This window comes from Chryseobacterium sp. II3a, from assembly GCF_057815135.1.
The window spans coordinates 680,391-699,471 of sequence record NZ_JBYPZJ010000002.1 but is presented as its reverse complement, the minus strand read 5'-3'; the positions used below and the strand labels follow the sequence as shown (position 1 = coordinate 699,471).

18 protein-coding genes and 1 pseudogene are annotated in these 19,081 nt (G+C 35.4%); 6 read left to right on the top strand and 13 right to left on the bottom strand.

The window, feature by feature from the left end:
* Positions 1-50: 50 nt before the first annotated feature.
* Together AC3HD6_RS07825 and AC3HD6_RS07820 are read left to right on the top strand one after the other, a co-directional pair.
* A complete protein-coding gene (locus tag AC3HD6_RS07825; RefSeq protein ID WP_488895831.1) occupies positions 51-806 on the top strand; it encodes a hypothetical protein in 756 nt (251 codons plus the stop codon).
* A 136-nt stretch (positions 807-942) separates the two neighbouring features.
* Positions 943-1,587: a DUF1579 domain-containing protein gene (locus tag AC3HD6_RS07820; protein WP_488895830.1), complete on the top strand. Its 645-nt coding sequence runs from the start codon at positions 943-945 to the stop codon at positions 1,585-1,587.
* Between the two features lie 47 nt (positions 1,588-1,634).
* Here the strand turns inward: AC3HD6_RS07820 and lepA are convergent, their stop codons facing one another.
* The 5 genes from lepA to AC3HD6_RS07795 all read right to left on the bottom strand — a co-directional run bounded on the left by lepA (position 1,635) and on the right by AC3HD6_RS07795 (position 6,348).
* Positions 1,635-3,431, bottom strand: coding sequence for a translation elongation factor 4 (gene lepA / locus AC3HD6_RS07815; protein WP_291936077.1), 1,797 nt, complete (start codon positions 3,429-3,431; stop codon positions 1,635-1,637).
* 127 nt (positions 3,432-3,558) lie between these two features.
* A complete protein-coding gene (locus AC3HD6_RS07810; protein ID WP_488895829.1) occupies positions 3,559-4,605 on the bottom strand; it encodes a hypothetical protein in 1,047 nt (348 codons plus the stop codon).
* Between the two features lie 100 nt (positions 4,606-4,705).
* Positions 4,706-5,221 carry a hypothetical protein gene (locus AC3HD6_RS07805; RefSeq protein ID WP_068941218.1) on the bottom strand — a complete coding sequence of 172 codons (516 nt, stop codon included), beginning with the start codon at positions 5,219-5,221 and terminating at the stop codon, positions 4,706-4,708.
* Positions 5,222-5,230: 9 nt separating this feature from the next.
* Positions 5,231-5,779, bottom strand: coding sequence for a hypothetical protein (locus AC3HD6_RS07800; protein ID WP_488895828.1), 549 nt, complete (start codon positions 5,777-5,779; stop codon positions 5,231-5,233).
* A 17-nt stretch (positions 5,780-5,796) separates the two neighbouring features.
* A complete protein-coding gene (locus tag AC3HD6_RS07795; RefSeq protein ID WP_068941214.1) occupies positions 5,797-6,348 on the bottom strand; it encodes an RNA polymerase sigma factor in 552 nt (183 codons plus the stop codon).
* 182 nt (positions 6,349-6,530) lie between these two features.
* Here AC3HD6_RS07795 and AC3HD6_RS07790 point away from each other — a divergent pair, with 182 nt between their 5' ends.
* The 4 genes from AC3HD6_RS07790 to porW all read left to right on the top strand — a co-directional run bounded on the left by AC3HD6_RS07790 (position 6,531) and on the right by porW (position 11,105).
* Positions 6,531-7,283: a Rossmann-like and DUF2520 domain-containing protein gene (locus tag AC3HD6_RS07790; protein ID WP_488895827.1), complete on the top strand. Its 753-nt coding sequence runs from the start codon at positions 6,531-6,533 to the stop codon at positions 7,281-7,283.
* On the top strand, positions 7,273-7,791 hold the full coding sequence (locus AC3HD6_RS07785; RefSeq protein WP_488895826.1) for a KdsC family phosphatase: 519 nt from the start codon (positions 7,273-7,275) through the stop codon (positions 7,789-7,791). Before AC3HD6_RS07790 ends, AC3HD6_RS07785 begins: the two co-directional genes overlap by 11 nt.
* Positions 7,792-7,800: 9 nt before the next feature.
* Positions 7,801-8,364, top strand: coding sequence for a Maf family protein (locus AC3HD6_RS07780; protein WP_488895825.1), 564 nt, complete (start codon positions 7,801-7,803; stop codon positions 8,362-8,364).
* A gap of 146 nt (positions 8,365-8,510) precedes the next feature.
* On the top strand, positions 8,511-11,105 hold the full coding sequence (gene porW, locus AC3HD6_RS07775; RefSeq protein WP_488895824.1) for a type IX secretion system periplasmic lipoprotein PorW/SprE: 2,595 nt from the start codon (positions 8,511-8,513) through the stop codon (positions 11,103-11,105).
* Positions 11,106-11,171: 66 nt separating this feature from the next.
* On the opposite strand, the gene tsaB is transcribed toward porW, so the two are convergent.
* From tsaB to rpiB, 8 genes and pseudogenes are all read right to left on the bottom strand, one after another.
* Positions 11,172-11,846, bottom strand: coding sequence for a tRNA (adenosine(37)-N6)-threonylcarbamoyltransferase complex dimerization subunit type 1 TsaB (gene tsaB, locus AC3HD6_RS07770; RefSeq protein ID WP_488895823.1), 675 nt, complete (start codon positions 11,844-11,846; stop codon positions 11,172-11,174).
* Positions 11,847-11,931: 85 nt separating this feature from the next.
* A complete protein-coding gene (locus AC3HD6_RS07765) occupies positions 11,932-12,681 on the bottom strand; it encodes an SDR family NAD(P)-dependent oxidoreductase (RefSeq protein ID WP_488895822.1) in 750 nt (249 codons plus the stop codon).
* 123 nt (positions 12,682-12,804) lie between these two features.
* A complete protein-coding gene (locus AC3HD6_RS07760; RefSeq protein ID WP_488895821.1) occupies positions 12,805-13,176 on the bottom strand; it encodes a YraN family protein in 372 nt (123 codons plus the stop codon).
* Positions 13,177-13,215: 39 nt separating this feature from the next.
* Positions 13,216-14,145: a S66 peptidase family protein gene (locus AC3HD6_RS07755; protein WP_488895820.1), complete on the bottom strand. Its 930-nt coding sequence runs from the start codon at positions 14,143-14,145 to the stop codon at positions 13,216-13,218.
* On the bottom strand, positions 14,142-14,828 hold the full coding sequence (locus tag AC3HD6_RS07750; RefSeq protein ID WP_068941197.1) for a LysE family translocator: 687 nt from the start codon (positions 14,826-14,828) through the stop codon (positions 14,142-14,144). Before AC3HD6_RS07750 ends, AC3HD6_RS07755 begins: the two co-directional genes overlap by 4 nt.
* A gap of 239 nt (positions 14,829-15,067) precedes the next feature.
* Positions 15,068-17,221, bottom strand: a complete 2,154-nt coding sequence (rnr, locus tag AC3HD6_RS07745; RefSeq protein WP_488895819.1) for a ribonuclease R — start codon at positions 17,219-17,221, stop codon at positions 15,068-15,070.
* 637 nt (positions 17,222-17,858) lie between these two features.
* A pseudogene (locus AC3HD6_RS07740) lies at positions 17,859-18,110 on the bottom strand (thrombospondin type 3 repeat-containing protein); the annotation flags it as partial.
* 361 nt (positions 18,111-18,471) lie between these two features.
* Complete coding sequence (gene rpiB, locus AC3HD6_RS07735; protein WP_066695165.1) at positions 18,472-18,906, bottom strand: ribose 5-phosphate isomerase B; 435 nt, start codon at positions 18,904-18,906, stop codon at positions 18,472-18,474.
* Positions 18,907-19,081 lie beyond the last annotated feature (175 nt).

Sequence of the window (19,081 nt, the reverse complement as noted above, 5' to 3'; positions counted from 1 at the left end):
TGCGTTACGAATACACAAAACTAAGAATAAATATTTACTATTTTTACTAAATGATAAAAAAGCTGCTTTACTTTAGTCTTATCCTTGGATTATTCTCTTGTAAAAAAGAATCCTCATTTGCAGACTCCATAATTTTACACCATGAAAAAAATGAGAAGCTAACCTTCCAAAAGTTTAACGAAGGGATAGGGGAAGGAGAAACTGGATTAATATACGTAGGCAAAGGTACTTCCAATGTTGAAGTAAAATATTACACCTCAATGATACCTGCTCCGCCACCTCCACCAGGTACAGAAGTTGAGAGCAACCCTGCTCGTAATGCTGCATATTTTCATGGATATTTTGAAAGAATGAAGTTTTCTAAAGCACCAGTTAGTTTTGATTCCTTATCTGAAAATAATGTCAAAATTGTAATCAAACCCAATGACACAATTCCTAAATATGCATACAATTTAGAAACAGGAACCCTTAAAAAATATAAAGCTTTTCCTGTATTTATTAAGAATATTTCAAATCGGAAATTAATACTTTCTGGTTTGAAAAATCTACCACTTGCTATACTCAACGATAAGCAAAAATGGCAAATGATATGGAACGACGATGCCCTTATTTGTGGAACCGGTTGGGGTATGCATTACTGGGAATTTGAACCTAATGAAATCATGATATTTTCAGTTAACTATCTCACAGGAAAAGACCGAGGAAAATTTAAAGTCACGCTGTTCGATAGTTCTTCTGAATCATTTATGATGAATTACGACAAAAATATACTCAAAGTGCAGAGAAGGTATTACGAAGTAAAATAAAAGCATTCATTTTAAAGAAAGTAGTTTTGGTTTGTATTACGAATACATAAATTATCATAAAAATAAAAAATATTTTACTAGTAATAAAAGTTCATACATTAAGTTATTATTATAACCAACTTAAAATTAAATATTTATGAAAAATTTACTAGCCATCCTTTCTCTCGCTTTCTTATGTACAGCATGTGAGAAAGGAAAAACAGCAGCTTCGGATAATTCTGATAAAAAAGATTCTGCAGCCACCACATCTGAATGGAAACCTGTGGATTCAGCAACAGCTACTAACGCATGGATGGAATTTGCCACCCCTGGCGATATGCATAAAATGCTGGCCAAATTTGACGGAAACTGGACAGGTGCTACAAGTATGTGGATGGATGACAGTGGAAAAGCTGCTACCAGTACTTCCGAATGCACTAATAAAATGATCTTTGATGGCCGCTATCAGATAAGTAATTACAAAGCAAATTTCATGGGAATGCCTTTTGAAGGAATGAGTATTATGGGCTATGATAATGCCAAGAAAAAGTTTGTAAGCACATGGATTGACAATATGGGAACAGGATTAATGCATGCCGAAGGAGACTGGAATCCAGCTAAGAAATCAATTGATTTTAAGGGCAAAATGACAGACCCAAGCCGACCGGGCAAAGAATGTGAGGTAAGAGAGGTTTATACCTTTACCGATGATAATAACCATACTTTGGAAATGTATGGACCTAATCCTAAAACAGGAAAGGAGATGAAAACAATGGAAATAAAATTCACCCGTAAAAAATAAAATAAAAAACCCGCTTCAATGATGGAGCGGGTTTGTTTTATAATGAATTAGTCATTAAGCTTTAATACAGCCATGAACGCCGATTGTGGAACTTCCACTCTACCAATCTGCTTCATTTTCTTCTTACCTTCTTTCTGCTTCTCCAATAGCTTACGCTTTCTGGAAATATCTCCACCGTAACATTTTGCAGTAACGTCTTTCCTTAAGGCTTTGATGGTTTCTCTGGCAATAACCTTCGTTCCCAAAGCTGCCTGAACAGCAATATCAAACTGTTGTCTTGGAATCAGCTCACGAAGTTTCTCACACATTCTCTTACCAATATAGTAAGCATTACTGTCGTGAATCAAAGAAGAAAGGGCATCTACCATGTCACCATTGATCAGGATATCCATTTTTACAAGCTTGGAAGCTCTGAATCCGATTGGGTGATAATCAAATGACGCATATCCTTTAGAGATTGATTTCAATCTGTCATAGAAGTCAAATACAACCTCTGCAAGAGGCATATTGAAAATTAATTCAACTCTTTCAGATGTTAAATAACTCTGGTTAACGATTTCTCCTCTTTTCTCGATACATAAAGTCATTACAGCTCCCACAAAGTCAGATTTTGTAATGATAGAAGCTTTAATAAAAGGCTCTTCTACTCTATCCATTGTAGAAGGATCCATCATTTCAGACGGGTTGTTGATCAGGATAGGAACTTCAGGTTCTTTTTTAGTATATCCGAAGTACGATACGTTAGGGACCGTAGTAATCACGTTCATATTGAACTCTCTGTCCAAACGTTCCTGAACAATTTCCATGTGAAGCATTCCTAAGAATCCGCAACGGAATCCGAAACCAAGAGCTGCAGAACTTTCCGGTTCGAAAACCAAAGAAGCATCGTTTAGTCTTAGTTTCTCCAAAGAGAACCTCAACTCTTCAAAATCCTCAGAATCAATTGGGTAAATACCTGCAAATACCATTGGTTTTACTTCCTCAAACCCATCAATTGGTCCATCTGCTGGCTTATCAAAAGAAGTAATGGTATCTCCCACTTTTACTTCACGCGCATCTTTAATCCCTGAAACAAGGTAACCTACATCTCCACATTGGATCGTTTTCTTTGGAACCTGCTTCAGTTTTAGAGTCCCCACCTCATCAGCTCCATATTCTTTTCCTGTTGCGAAGAATTTGATCTTTTCATTTTTAGTGATGCTTCCGTTTACTACTTTGAAATAAGCTTCAATCCCTCTGAACGGGTTGTAAACAGAGTCAAATATCAATGCCTGAAGTGGTCCGTCAGGATTTCCTACCGGAGCAGGAATTCTTTCAACGATTTGTTCTAATAAATGATGAACTCCTTCTCCTGTTTTTCCTGAAACTCTCAATACATCTTCGTATTCGCAGCCGATAAGATTCATGATCTCATCAGTTACTTCTTCAGGGTTAGCAGAAGGAAGATCAATTTTATTCAAGATTGGAATGATTGTTAAATCATTTTCCAATGCTAAATATAGATTACTAATGGTTTGTGCCTGAATACTCTGAGCAGCATCTACAATAAGAAGCGCTCCTTCACAAGCAGCAATAGAACGGGAAACTTCATAAGAGAAGTCAACGTGTCCCGGTGTATCAATCAGGTTTAGAATATATTTTTCTCCTTTATATTCATAATCCATCTGGATCGCGTGCGACTTAATCGTAATCCCACGTTCCTTTTCCAAATCCATATCATCTAGCGTCTGAGACTGTAATTCTCTTTGAGTAACAGTATTTGTATACTCCAAAAGACGGTCTGCCAAGGTACTTTTACCGTGGTCGATATGAGCGATTATGCAAAAATTTCGTATGTTTTTCATTTAAGAATCTTGTAATTTGCAAAGATAAAAAAAAGAGAGAGATTATTGTCTTTCATCATCTTATTGTATCAATTTATTTAAAATAGCTGGTAAAATCTATAAAGACAGCGGGTCTTTTTTCTTTTAATTACTCAAAAATATAGTTTCCGGTTAATGAATCCAGATATACATTCGGCATCACTGAAGTATCAACATTATTAGTCCTTCTTCTTGGATCAGAACCATAATCAGCGATAGCCCCAATAAGTCCGCCAATAAGTCCGCCAATAAGTCCACCCGACATAGCAATTGTTGACGCAGCACCTCCATCATTTGGTAGGTAAAGTTCTGATGGATTGGCAATAACAAAAAAGCCTTTATCATTTTTCAAGATCTCTAAATATCCTACGGGTGTAGATCTGTAAGCTTTACCATTTTCTATATATCCAAATACTTCTTCATTATAAATAATATCCTCATTCACATTGGCATTAGTATCCTTAATATTGGTTACCCTTCCTTTTTTATTTTTATCTGTGATATAATTCGGTTCCGGTTTCTGCTCATAAAATGATTTAAAGTCCTTATAGACTCCATCTTTTAATTCTGAACTACTGAAAGCTGGAGAGTTTTTAACAAGATATTTCTCATAATTCATGAATTCTTCCTCCGGAATTGGAGCACGAACAGGTAGACTTGTATAAGATTCCCTGATGAAATTCACCATAATATTGGATATATTGGATACTATATTCCTTGGTACATTGGGGGTTAACTTTTGATCAGAAATAATCACATTCTGAATACGGTTTAAAAAGTAATACTTATTATTTTTTTTAATAAAACTTGAAAGCTTAATCTTAGTTTTTCCAATAGTATATTTATCTTCTTGTTCCCCATTATAAACCTTTAAATCTTCCAATAACAAAACGATATCATTATTCCCTTTTGTTTTATTATCGCTCAAGAACCAGCTTTCGATATAATTTTTCAAATCATCATTAGCAAATTTAAAAGTAAAAGTTTCCTTATGATGGAGTATATTTCCAATTTCCCTATATGGTCGATTATCAATAACGGTTATCGATTTTGTAGTTCCATTTCGGTCTTTAATACTTTGCTTCAATTCTACTACTTCTGTTTTCTGTGCTGATAATGAAACCGCCATCATTAGGAAGAAAAATACTTTTTTCATGAATAATTTTTCGCGCAAAAGTATAGCTTTAAGAATAAAATTAAACGGCTCTCACAAAAAAAGATTTGTAAGAGCCGTCCAACATTAAAAAAATAAACTATTATGGGTTTTGTTTAGGTCCCGAACTATTATTATGTACATGAGGTTTTCTTTCATTCATTTTATCTCTCATCATGCCCTCAGACTGAAACAGCTTCAGAACTTTCTGGCAGGGAATTACCTCCTGCATTTTCTCTGCGTATTTTTTTCTGTTATCCAGAAGCTTTTGTCCAATTTCAAAGCTTTGCTGTAACTTAGCTTTTGCTTCATCATCCGTTAAGGTTTCAGGGTTGAAGCCTGGATCAAATTGACTTTTTATCTGTTTCTGACTGTCAAGATACTCGTTATAAAGCTGTGTAAATTCTGCTTTATCTCCCGGATCTACATTCAGATTATCCATGATCATATTATTCCGGAATTTCTTAAGGAGTTCTTTTCTTTCTTCAGGAGAAAGATTATTGATGACCTCCTTCCTTTGTTTAGGATCCATCTTTTTCCAGTCATAATCCGTTCTTTGAGCGTTTAAGCCAAAGCTAAAACCATAAATAATAAAAAACGTCAATAGTATCTTTTTCATCTTTCTTTATTAATTATATAAATCCAAATAAACATCCTGAGTTGAGTTGCTTGCCAGTTCTGCAATTTCAGAATTGGAGAATGAATCCAAATATTCATTCATCCGTGTTTCTTCTTTTTTAGTTACAGGTTTCACTATTTTTTGTGAAACAGTTTGTTGTTCGTTTCCTCCTTCACTTTTTGAAGCTAAAGAAGTATTATTTTTCTGATTTACAACTATTTGATTATTATTTTCAACAGAAGTTAAATCATTTTCCAATGTTTCGTAAGCCAATTCGGCTTCCGTTTTAGGTCCCCCTTTATGAGCAGCATAGGCTTCTTTTGAATTCAGCCCTTGATCTGCAGAATCGTTATTGGAATTATAAATAAAAGTGACTCCAAAGATCAAAGCCAGTGATGCCGCTGCAGCATACATCCAATTTAACTTAAAGACCGGTGCTGGTGCTTTTTGCTCCGGCTTTATATCATTCATAACCCTCTCCTGAATATTTTCAAATAAATTTTCAGGGACTGTGTAAATGTTTTTACGTTCTAGTTTTTCTAAGTCGAACTCTTTCATCTTTGTTTTGTCAAAAATTATCTCTCGTAATTTTCTTTAATATACTCTTCTATTTTCTGTTTGGCATAATGATAATTTGTTTTCAGGGTACCTACTGACATATCTACAATTTTAGATATTTCTTCATAAGGCAAATCATCATAATACCGCATCATAAATACCAGTTTCTGCTTTTCCGGCAGGCTTTGTATGGCGTTCTGCAGTAAAATCTGTATTTCTTCAGCATCTCCTTCTACATTATCGGCAACGAGATTTTGCATGTGATACTCCGGATCTTCATCTGTTTTCTGCATTTTCTTCAGTTTGTTTACCTGTTGGAGCGCCTCATTGGTTGCTATTCTATACAGCCATGTGTACAACTGGCTATCGTTTTTAAACTGATGAAAATTCTGATAAGCTTTAATAAAAGTTTCCTGCAAAGTATCCTGGGCAAGATCTCCGTCTACAATAATTCTTCGTATGTGCCAGTACAATCTGCTTTGATAGGCATCCATCAAGGCACGAACACCTTTATCCTGTGTCCGTGGATTCTGCATCAACGAAATAATTTCCGCGTCCTTAATCTTCATAAGATGCCTTTCATTGTTTTGGATTACAAAAATAACTGAAAGTTAAATTAAATATTCAATTTTCAGTTTAAATATTAAAAATAATATGAGACACTTACGCAATAAACGTGCCTATATTTAAGTTTGGAGTTTCTATACCTTTCTTCCTTTCCCGGCTCAGCTTAAAATCCTATATTTGTTAGATGCAAATTGTAATAATCGGTTCCGGAAATGTGGCTTATCATATGGCCAAAGCCTTCACTTTGAAAGGCATTTCCATTGCTCAGATTTTTGGGCGGAACGAAAAAGAATTGAGTAAAATTTCTGAAGAACTTACTATTCCATATTCAACGGATCAGCTGGATGATGCAGATCTGTATATCATCTGTGTGAGTGATAATTCTATAGAAGAGGTTTCTAAGATAATTTCCAAAAAAAACTGTCTGGTTGCCCATACTTCAGGCTCACTTCCAAAAGAAACTTTGAGCGGAGAATATAGAAAGGCCAGCTTTTATCCATTACAGACTTTTTCGAAATCGAAAGAACTGGAATATGAAAAAATTCCATTTTTCATTGAAACTGAGAATGAAGGAGATACAAAAATCCTCTTTGAGCTTGCTTCCAAAGTTTCGAAAAATGTGATGGAAAGCAATCATGAAAAAAGAAAGTACATTCATTTGACAGCCGTCTTCGCCTGCAATTTTGTGAATCATCTTTTTTCAAGAGCTAAAGAAATTTCAGATTCTCAGGAAATTCCATTCGATTATTTTTTACCGCTGATTGATGAAACGGTTCAGAAAATCCATGAAATAGAACCCAAAATGGCCCAAACAGGACCGGCGGTAAGAAATGACTTAAGGGTTTTAGAATTACATGAGCAATTAGTACAGGACGAAGAAAGTCTTGCTATTTATAAGACAATGAATCATTCTATTCAAAAAATGTATGAGTTATAAAGAGAAATTAAAGGATATTAAGGCCTTTGTATTTGATGTAGATGGTGTTTTCACAGATGGAAGCGTTTATCTGATGCCAGGTGGAAATATGTGCAGGGTAATGAATGTACTGGATGGTTATGCAGTAGTAAAAGCCTTAAAAAACAATTATTTGATTGGAGTTATTACAGGGGGAAATGATGAGATGGTAAAACACAGGATCAATTACCTTGGTATTCAGGATTATTATCCGAAATCACACAATAAGATTGAGGATTTTGAAGATTTTAAAAGGAAATATAATCTTAAGAATGAGGAGATTCTCACTATGGGTGATGATCTTCCGGATATTCATATCATGGAAAGTTCAGCGATTGCAGCATGTCCTGAAAATGCAGTTCCTGAAGTAAAAGGAGTATCTCATTATATTTCTCCGAAAAAAGGTGGCAGCGGAGCTGTACGTGATGTGATCGAACAGGTAATGAAAGTTCAGGGGAACTGGCATGATGATAATACTCAATCTGTATAATTCTAACCTATGAAATTACTTTTAGCATCACAATCACCAAGAAGAAAAGAACTTCTTTCAAGCCTTGGTTTTGAATTTGAGGTTGTAAAAATCGATTGTGAAGAAATTATTCCTGCTCATATTGCCATAGCCAATGCGGCGGGCTATTTATCTGAATTAAAAGCGGATGCTTTCAGAAGTCTGGAAGCGGATGAAGTTTTACTGACAGCAGATACCGTAGTTGCCTTTGATCAAGAGATCCTGGGTAAGCCTAAGGATGAAGCAGATGCCCAAAGCATGCTGAGAAATCTTTCAGGAAGAACCCATCAGGTTTATACGGGAATCACTATAAAAACTGCGGATAAGGTGTTTACAGAAACGGATGTTGCAGAGGTAACTTTTGATGAGATCACTGATGATGAAATGCAGTATTATATTCAAAATTACAAACCTTTTGACAAAGCTGGAAGCTACGGGATCCAGGAATGGCTGGGAATGGCAAAAATCAAAAGCCTGACAGGTAGTTTTTATACCATTATGGGCCTTCCTACCCATCTTGTTTACAAGATTTTGAATGAAATTTCCAAAATTTAAAAATCATATGATTTCTTACTTCCACAAAGATGAAATAAAATATTTCGGAGCGAAATATAAATATTATTCATTATAAAATTTTATTATTTTTACAAAATCATCAAACTGCTGATAATAAAAAGCAGATTAGCAAGTTATATTGAATAATGAAAAAGAATATATTGTTCCTTTTAGTGATCTGCCTTGTTGCTTCCTGTGGTACCAAAGTAAAAAAGCCGGAGCAGCGATCCAAACTATTGAAGGGATTTTCTACATACTACAACACACTATTTAATGCTAAGGACGCATTAAACAGTGAATTTACAACCAGGGATAAAGCGCATAAAGATAATTTTTATGCTCCTTATATCCCTATTCTTACTTTTGAAGATCAGCCTTTGGGAAGTGACCTGGGACAATCAGCTGCTTTTGCAGAAAATTCCATGAAAATGGGAGAAGTTGCCAACAGGCCATCCGGAAGAAATTCCGGAATTCCCAACATGCCAAACGGTCCGGGAACTGATCCTACCAATATGGATGGAGCTACTTCATCCAAAGGAGCAACCATTCTGGAAATTGCTGAAGCAAAGGCCTTAAAAGCCATCAATAAATATTCTGTTACCAGAAACGGTGAAGAGAAAAACAAACAGATTTTTGATGCCTATATGATCCTTGCCCAATCAAGAATTTATCGAAATAAACCTTTGGAAGCGATGGATGCTCTTAATTATGTCTTCGCTCATATGAAGGATGATAAAAGGATTCCGCTGGCAAGAATCTATCAGGGAGTAGCTTATGATAAAATAAAAGACTATCATAGAGCTCATGAGACTTTTGCTAAATTAAAAGGTGAAAAGATCAATAAAACTTACGCCAAATTATTGAGCATTTACTATGCTGAGTCCCTTTTGGATGCAGGAAAGAAAGAAGATGCTGCCAAAGAGCTTGATTTGGCTTTTGAGCTGAATTCCAACAGGAAGCTGAAGAGCAGAATTGCTTATTTAAGAGGGCAGGTCCTTGAAAATCTGGGGCAAAATGATAAGGCAAGAGAAAGCTATACTGCAGCCTATAAATATTCCAGTGATTTTGAATTTGAAGTAAAATCCCAAATTGCCATTGCTAAAACATTCAATGGTAAAGGGGATTATAATGGTGCTAAAAGCTATCTGGAAGGGATTAGTAAAAAAGGTACTTATGGTTCAAGAAAAAATGAATTTTTATATGCTTTAGGATTGATGGCCAATAAAGCCGGAAAAAAGGATGAAGCGCAGCAGTTTTTCAGGAAATCTTTGTTTGAAAAGGTTTCTGATCCTCAGATTCGTGGGTTGGCGTATTATGAGATAGGAAAAGGCTACCTTGAAAAGAATGATTATATCGGTGCGGGAACTTATTATGACTCTGCACTTGCCGTAATGACCTATGAGCCTTCAAAGATCTTGCTAAAAGATCAGTCTGCATACATTAAAAAGATCTCTAAGAACTATTATCTGATCAAAAAGAATGACAGTATTCTTTCTTTAGCTAAGATGGATAATGCTCAAAGAACAGACTTTTTCACAAAATATATTGCTAAACTAAAGATCAAAGAAGAGAAAGAGGAACAGGAAAGAAGACGTGCAGAACGAAACAAAGGATTTGATACCGGAGATTATAATGCGAATTCTATTTTTGCCAATAATAACTCTAATTCTTTTGAAGATTTTGGGGTTACTACAAAAGGTTTTTATTTCAACAATACCGGAACAGTAAGCAAGGGAACTTCTTCATTTAAGCAGGTATGGGGTGAAAGAGCGCTTTCTGACAACTGGCGTTTTTCTAAAAAAATGGCTTCTATTGAAGATATGAAAAGTGAAGCGCTTGGGGTAACCGCTGCTCCTAATCCGAGACGTTTTGAACCGGCTTATTATATTGAGCAAATTCCAACCAATCAGGAAAAACTGGGACAGCTTAAAAAGGATAGAGATACCGCCTCTCTAGGATTGGGTATTATGTATCAGAACTATTTTACCAATACTCCCCTTGCCACCAAAACGCTGTATGATCTTGTAGATGTAAAACCGGAAGAAAAGGTAATGCTTCAGGCTTTGTATGAGATTTTTGCTATGAATTATGAGAAAACTCCTCAGTCTGCTGAAAGAGCCAAACAAATTCTATTAACTGATTATCCTTACACTTCCTACGCTGAATTTGCAAGAAACCCTAAAAACAATTCATTCGTAAAATCAACTGAGGATGTTGAAAATGAATACAAGAAAGCCTATGCTTTATACGAGTCTGAAAAGTTTACGGAAAGTAAGGAAGTCATTGATCAAACTATTCAGAAGTATCCGAAAGATGCACTGGTACCTAAATTATACCTCCTAAATGCTTTTAATACAGGAAAATCCAGTGGAAAAGAAGTAATGATCTTACAGCTTGAACAAATTGCTTTAAATTACGCTAAAACTCCGGAAGGGATAAGGGCTAAAGAAATGCTGAATTATCTGAAAAGTGATCTCAGCTTCCAGGCTACTGACAATAAAGGAAACTCGATCTCTCAACAGCCTGGCACTCCTACCCAACCGACCGTTAAAAGCAAGAATATTCCGCAAAATGCGCCTGGACAGCTCAATAGCCAAGGAAACTTAAATGTTACTCAGGAAATAAAACAGGATTCATTCCCACCGGGAAATAATAATATGAATAATCCTCCTCAACAACAAAAAACAGACAAACCTAAGGCAAGAAACAGGAATGTTCCTGACGGGCCACAAAAACAATAAACAAAAAAGCGAAGATGTATTCTTCGCTTTTTTTATGTAAATTATCTTTTTCAGAGGAAATAGAATCTATGATCCTCTTTTCTTTACCCCATGGAAGTCTTTAAGATAAAAGGGCTCAAAATAAGCCATGTCTTCAAATTCTTTGTTTTCTATTTTCTTAAGTGTCTTTTTAATCAGGTATTGGGCAGACGGATAAATATCTTCTCTAAAATCTGCATCTGGCAGATTTAAAATATCTTTAGCTTTCTTAGCTCCATCTCCTACAAAGACTACTTTTTTACCTTTAAATTCTTCAAAAGAATTTTCATCCAGGATCTTTGCTTCCGTTGCAGAAATTTCTTTTCCCGTAAAACCGTCATAAACGGCCGTATATACCTCCATTCTCCTTGCATCGATCAATGGCACTATCAATTCATAGTTTTGCCCTAAAACAGGCTCTAACATGCTTTCAAGAGAATTAACGGCAATAAACGGAATTTTCAGCCCATAACAGAAGCCTTTTGCAGAGGCAGCCCCAATTCTTAATCCGGTATAAGAACCCGGTCCTTTACCCAGAGAAACTGCTTCAATATCCTGCAGTGATATACCTGCCCCTTCTAAAGCCCATTCTACATAAGTATGAAGACTTTCAGACTGCTTATAGTTTTCAGAAACTTCTTCGCACAGACACAGCAGCTTTTCGTTATCTGATATGGCAACTGAACAGTTTTTAGACGATGTTTCGAGATATAGAATTTTCATTTTCTTATTTTACGCTAAAATATAATCTTGCGGAAAAGCAAAATCATTTTAAAATTTTCCACAAATTTAGTCCTTTATTTTGACACTATTTTTTATAGATTGTTCTTGGTTCAGCCTGAGCGCTTGGATAGATACACATATCGGCAATGGTAACATGTTTTGGAGCATTTACACAGTATGCAATTGCATCAGCAATATCTTCAGCTTTTAATGCCTCATATCCTGCATAAACCGTTGCAGCCTTTTCGCTGTCTCCTTTGAATCTTACCAATGAAAAATCTGTTTCTACAGCTCCAGGTTGGATGTTTGTTACTTTAATCCCGAATTCAGTAAGCTCTAATCTCATTCCTTCAGAAATAACATCTACTGCTTTTTTGGTAGCACAGTACACTACTCCATTTGCATAGGTTTGTCTTGCTGCCACAGAACTGATGTTCACAATATGACCTAAATTTTTAGTTTTCATTCCAGGGATAATCATTTTGGAAACATAAAGAAGTCCTTTTACATTCCCATCAATCATCGAATCCCAGTCGTCAGTCTTTCCTGATGACAATGGATCTAACCCGTGTGCATTCCCGGCATTATTAATCAGAACATCAATATCTTTCCATTCTTCGGGCAACGAATTAACCGCAGTTTCCACCTCTTGAAGATTCCTCACATCAAACTTTAAACTAAATATTTCGGTATATTGAGATAGTTCGTCATTTAAAGATTTAAGTACATCTTCTCTCCTCCCACAAACGATAATTCTGTTTCCTTGTTTTGCCAGAAGCTCTGCGGTGGATTTACCAATACCGGAAGTAGCTCCGGTGATGAATATTGTTTTCATACAACTGATTATTATTTTAAAGCAACAATACATCAGTCTAGCAATATATCAATGTCTGATCTTTATTATTGCATTGATAGGTCGCTAAACTGATACATTATTTATTGTTATTTTTTTATTTGATTAATTGGCATCCAAAGCCTCGAAAGCATCACTTATATGATCAATAATTAAGTTCTTCTTTTCATCAGGCAAAACAGAAATAATATCAAATCTCACCTCATTCTGCTTATTGAATTCTTCCAAATAATGGTTTGCTGCCAAGACAATAGACTTGATTTTTGTTTTGGTTACTGCTTCCTGAGGCAGAATGAAAAAATCGGTAGATCTTGCCTTAACTTCAACGATGATAATCAGGTCATCTTTTTCAGCAATAATATCAATCTCTGCTTTCTGAAATCTGAAGTTTCTGGCCAGGATTTTATATCCGTTTTTTTGAAGATAACCGGCAGCCATATCTTCAGCTATTTTTCCAAAGTCATTATGATCTGCCATAATCCAATTTTTAATAAATGAATAGGAGAGTGATCCTCCTTAAAATTCAATCTTAACCTTAGTACCAACTTTTACTTTAACCGTTCCCCCAATTAAAAGAGGTCGATTGTCTTTGATGTGTCCGTTTGGAAAACCAAATACGGTAGTGAATTTGTATTTCGAAATTCTATCTGAGATCAATTTATAGGCAAATTCATCAAAGCTGGCTTCATACTCCTTATTGTCTTTTTCATCACCCATATTAGTCATTCCACCTATGATAAGCCCTTTGATCTTGTTGAAAACTCCTGCCAGTTCCAGGCTCATGATCATACGATCCAGTGCATAGAAGTTTTCCCCGATATCTTCAATGAACAAAATTTTATCCTTAAAGTCAAAAGAATACTTGGTCCCCAATAGGGCGTAGATAAGGGCTAAATTCCCTCCAATCAATTCTCCTTCAATATTCCCTTTTCTATTTAATCGGTGAGATTTTAAGCTATATTTAGGTGTTTTTCCTTTTAAAATATCAAAGATCAGATCGTAGCTTTCATCAGTAACTCCAAAACTGGATGTTTTGATGGTCTGCCCGTGAATGGAAGCAAAGCCTTTTTTCAATAGATAGCTTTGTATAACGGTATTATCAGAATATCCGATATACCATTTCGGATTTTCTGTGAAGTTTTTCAAATTTAAATGCTGAATCAGATGCTGGCATCCGTAGCCGCCTCTTGAAGCCCAGACTGCCCCAATCTCTTTATCATTTAAAGCCCAGTTGATATCTTTTATTCTTTCCTTTTCTGTTCCGGCGTAATTATAACCGTTTGAAAATTTGGTGTAAAGATGTTCGCCTAAAACAGGTTCGAATCCTTTACTTTTAATTAATTTTATTCCCTTTTCAAGTTGTGCAGCATCTACAGCTCCAGCAGGGGAAATAACAGCTATTTTAGCTCCTTTTTTAAGAGCTTTTGGAAAGATAATTTTTTTCATTTTGTTTGTTGATATTTTACTTCTTTTTTCTCAGCTTCTTCGAGTTGTCTGTCAAACTGATTGAACTTCTTAAAGCTCTGCAGGAAGATAAAGAAACTGAAAACAATAAGAATCACTCCTACAACTCTTCTGATCCTATTGGCCAGCTTTTGGGTAAGTTTATCGTGAAACTGCTTAGCTAAAAATATCTTGGCAAGGTCAATGCCCAGATAAGTTCCTATTACAATGCTTATATATAAAATAAAACTGCTGGTGTCCGGATATTGATTCCTTACGGAAATTACCGTTACCAGCCAGAAAAGGATGACTCCAACATTTAAAAGATTAAAGAAAAAACCATTGAAAAAAGTCTTAATATAATTTTGACTAATAATCTTCTCTTCACCAGGCATGTGCATTTTGGTTTTCGTTACCAGCATTACAATTCCGTAAATAAAAATCAGGATGGAAGTGATCCTGTAAAAGCCCGGATGCTTATCTATTAGGGTGACAATATCTGCACTGGCATAATAAGCTGCTACAATACACAATAAATCTGCAGTGATAACGCCAAGATCCAATGATAGGGCATGCTTTGGCCCTCTTGAGAAACTGGTCTCTATTAACAGGAAGAAAATAGGTCCTATAAAAACCAGACTCAACATGAATCCTAAAACAATAGCAGATAGTACAAGTTCAAGCATTAAGTGGTGTTTTAAAATGAAAAAGATTTCATTTCGTTTTATACAAAGTTATACTTTATGATTTAATTATTCAATAAAGATGTGATATATCAACTTTTATTTTGGCTGCTATTTTGGACATGGTTTTTAGAAAGGAAGCTGGAAGCGGGGAGAAGGAAGTTGTAATAGTATGAAAAAATAAAGAGGTTATTCCATTTCGGAACAACCTCTTTATTTTTGTTATTTTTTTGATTGCTTTATTACTCAACAATCTTAAAGTCCAATTGTTTCTGGATCAGATTCGCTTTTACTACTTTGATCTGAACCTGGTCTCCCAGCTGATATTTATTTCCGTGTCTCACTCCGTATACAGCATGTGTTTTGGCATCATACATATAAGAATCGTCTACTAAATCTCTTAATTTGATAAGGCCTTCAGCACCGTTTTCAGGAATTTCTACCCAGAATCCAAATTCTGCCACTCCGGAAATAACTCCAGTGAAAGTTTCACCAAGATGTTTTTCCATAAATTTCACCTGCATATACTTGATAGAATCCCTTTCTGCATCAGCTGCTAATCTTTCCATAGAACTGCAGTGTTTTGCTTTTTCTTCCAATTCTGGTCTGCTTGGAGATTTTCCTCCATCCAGATAATGTTGGAGAAGGCGGTGGGCAAGCAAATCCGGATAACGACGGATAGGAGAGGTGAAGTGGCTATAATACGCAAATCCAAGGCCGTAGTGTCCGATAGGTTCCGTAGAATATACCGCCTTACTCATACTTCTCATCGCAAGGGTTTCAATCATATTTTCTTCTCCTTTTCCTTTTACATCATGAAGGAGTTTATTCAAAGATTCTGCAACCTTTTTGGTATTAGCTAAATTCATCTTATACCCGAATGTAGAAACGAAGTCTCTTAATGATTCCAGCTTGGCAGGATCCGGATCATCGTGAACCCTGTAGATGAAAGTATTATTAGTAATTTCTCCTTTTCTTGTTAAAGAAATAAATTCAGATACTTTTTTATTAGCCAGAAGCATGAATTCCTCAATCAGGTGATTGGAGTCTTTACTGATTTTAAAGTAAACCCCAACTGGCTCATTATTTTCATCCAGGTTGAATCTTACTTCACTTCTGTCAAAAGTAATGGCTCCGTTTTTAATACGATCATTACGCATGATTTTTGCTAGCTTATCAAGAGTATTGATCTCTTCAGCCAAATCTCCCTGGCCTGTTTCAATACGTTCCTGAGCTTCTTCATAGGTAAATCTTCTGTCTGAATGAATTACTGTTCTTCCAAACCATTGCTTCTGGATTTCAGCCTGATCATTCAGCTCAAAAACTGCTGAGAAGGTATATTTATCTTCGTGTGGACGAAGGGAACAAACATCATTACTTAACACTTCAGGAAGCATCGGTACTACTCTGTCTACTAAATACACTGAAGTGGCTCTCTGATACGCTTCATCATCAAGGATTGTTCCCGGGACTACATAATGCGATACATCGGCAATATGAACTCCTATTTCCCAGTTTCCGTTTTCCAGCTTTCTTATGGATAGAGCATCATCAAAATCTTTAGCATCTTTAGGGTCGATAGTAAACGTACAGATATTACGCATATCCCAACGTTTTGCTACTTCTTCATCAGTGATGCTTCTGTCTATTTTATCAGCATCTGCTTCCACTTCCTGTGGAAACTCATAAGGAAGACCATATTCTGCAAGAATAGAGTGGATCTCTGTTTCATGTTCTCCCGGAGCACCCAATACCTGTGTGATTTCTCCTTCAGGATTTTTATCTCCAGGTTTCCATTCTGTCATCTTTACAATGACCTTATCTCCATCCTCTGCATTATTGAATTTTCCCTTCGGAATAAAGATATCTGTATTGATTGATTTTTTATCACAAACCACAAATCCGAAATCCTTGTGAGCCACCTTCTGAAAAGTCCCCACAAATTCGGTTCTGTTTCGCTCTAAAACCTCCAAAACGGACCCTTCCAGCTTCTTTCCTTTATAATGATAAGTTATAATAAGAACCTTATCTCCCTGCAGGGCATCCTTTACATTTTTAGAATGAACAAAGACATCATCTTCTAATCCTTCTACATTTACATAAGCATTTCCGCTTTGGTTGAAATCAATAATTCCGGTTAGAGTTCCTGCAATTTTCAGGTTTACGATATACTTTCCTCTTTCTACTTCTTTAATCTTTTCAGATCCCTGAAGTTTATGCAGTGCCTGGATGACAAGTTCCCTTTGTCTTGGATTTTTATAATCTATTCCATCGGCAATCTGCTTATAATTATAAATTTTTGATGCATTCGCATTCATGAAACGAAGAATCAATCTTCCGATTTCCATCAGTTTCAAATCATTTTTATGACTTATATATTTTCTTTTTTTTGGCATTTTAATTTTTTTAATTAATTAAGTCGCTATATTCTGAAGGTGAAATTTCCTTAATTCCGGACTTCTTATATTCAAAATAATAGTCTTTATTATTTACCCAAACGCTAACTTTATTTTTATTCACTTTAATAGACAAAGCTATAAAATCTTTATCAGGACTTTGGATGTCTTCTATATTATGTATGTCTTTTGCAAAATTTCCTTTTGCGTTATATAAAACGATATTATCCAATTTCATTGTAGGGATTCCTTTGAAATCCACCAAAGATAACATCTTCCCATAGCTATCTCTATCAAAATAGCTGTTAGTTCTTGGTACTGGAATAATCGTTTTTTCAGGAAACAATTCAACCAGTTTTTTAAAATTCCTTTTATCCCAGAAAGCCCTGGTAATTAACTTATTTATGGCATTTATTGCAGAATAATCATGACCATCTGAACCACATCCTGGAAGAGCAATATCCCAAATAGTAATATATGCTACTTTATTATCTAATTTTTTATCTAGGATCTTTTTAAAAATAAGATCTGCTAGGGTATGATAGTTATTATTTTTAGTATCCGCTATAAAATCTTTTTCAATTTTTTTAATATCTTCTTTCGAATATGAAGGATAATTATGCCTTATAATAGCTTTACAACCATTATTTTCCGGAACTCCAGGAATAGTAGGACAACTATCATCCTTATCTAGGATCCCGTCACCATCTGAATCTGGCCAGGGGCAGCCATTATTTTCTAAGGGCCCCGCTACAGTAGGGCATGCATCTTCATTATCAAGTATGCCATCACTATCTGTATCCGGCCAGGGGCAGCCATTGTTTAGTTGTGGTCCTGATATCTCAGGGCATTGATCAAGATAAAATGGAACTCCATCATTATCCTTATCAGAAAGGCAGATCTTTTTACTGAACTCTTCCCTGCATTTTTTAAACGCATTACGATCAGTAATCTCTTGACCATGGAAGCTATTTATCATCAAAAATAACAGAGCAGATAATTTTATTCTCATCAAACCTTAATGTTTAATTTAATCTTGTTTTTTCTAAATCTACTTTATAACGGAAGCTTTAGTTTTGTATAAATTTACTACAAATCTGGAGAAGAAAAGAGAAAAACCTTCTATAAAAATATCTTTTAAATATTACAAAGGTTCAGGAGAAGTATAGAATTTAATTTCTATTGAACACTGCAAATGTACAAATAAAAAATAAATAAGGCCTGCAATCAAATTACAGGCCTCAGTATATTTAGCAAACAGCAATCTTATCAACTCTGTTCTGGTGTCTTCCACCTTCAAATTCTGTAGAAAGAAATTTGTCAACAATTTCAATCGCCAGTTCTTTGGATATAAACCTTGCCGGCATAGAAATCATGTTGGCATCATTATGCTGTCTTGCCAGTGTTGCAATCTCCGGCATCCAGCAAAGTGCGCATCTGATTTTCTGATGTTTGTTCGCAGTGATCTGAACCCCATTTCCGCTTCCACAGATCAAAATTCCCAGCTCGTTTTCTCCGTTTTCCACAGAGGTTGCCGCAGGGTGGACAAAGTCTGGATAATCCACACTGTTTGTGGAAAACGTTCCAAAATCCTGAACTTCAAACTTTTCTGAAAGGTAGTTCTTAACAATCTCCTTATATTCATAGCCTGCATGGTCCGCTGCGATAGCAATTTTTCTTTTCATAATACTCTTATTAAGCTTTTTTAGATTTTATTTCCTTACAAAGGTAAGAATAATAACAATTCGTGTTAGTAAACCGTGAGTTAATTGTGAAAAGGTATGTTAATAAGTGTGGAAAACTTTTTTCAACTTTCTATTTTCAAACCTGAATTTATTTCGTAATAGAAAATCTGTTCCA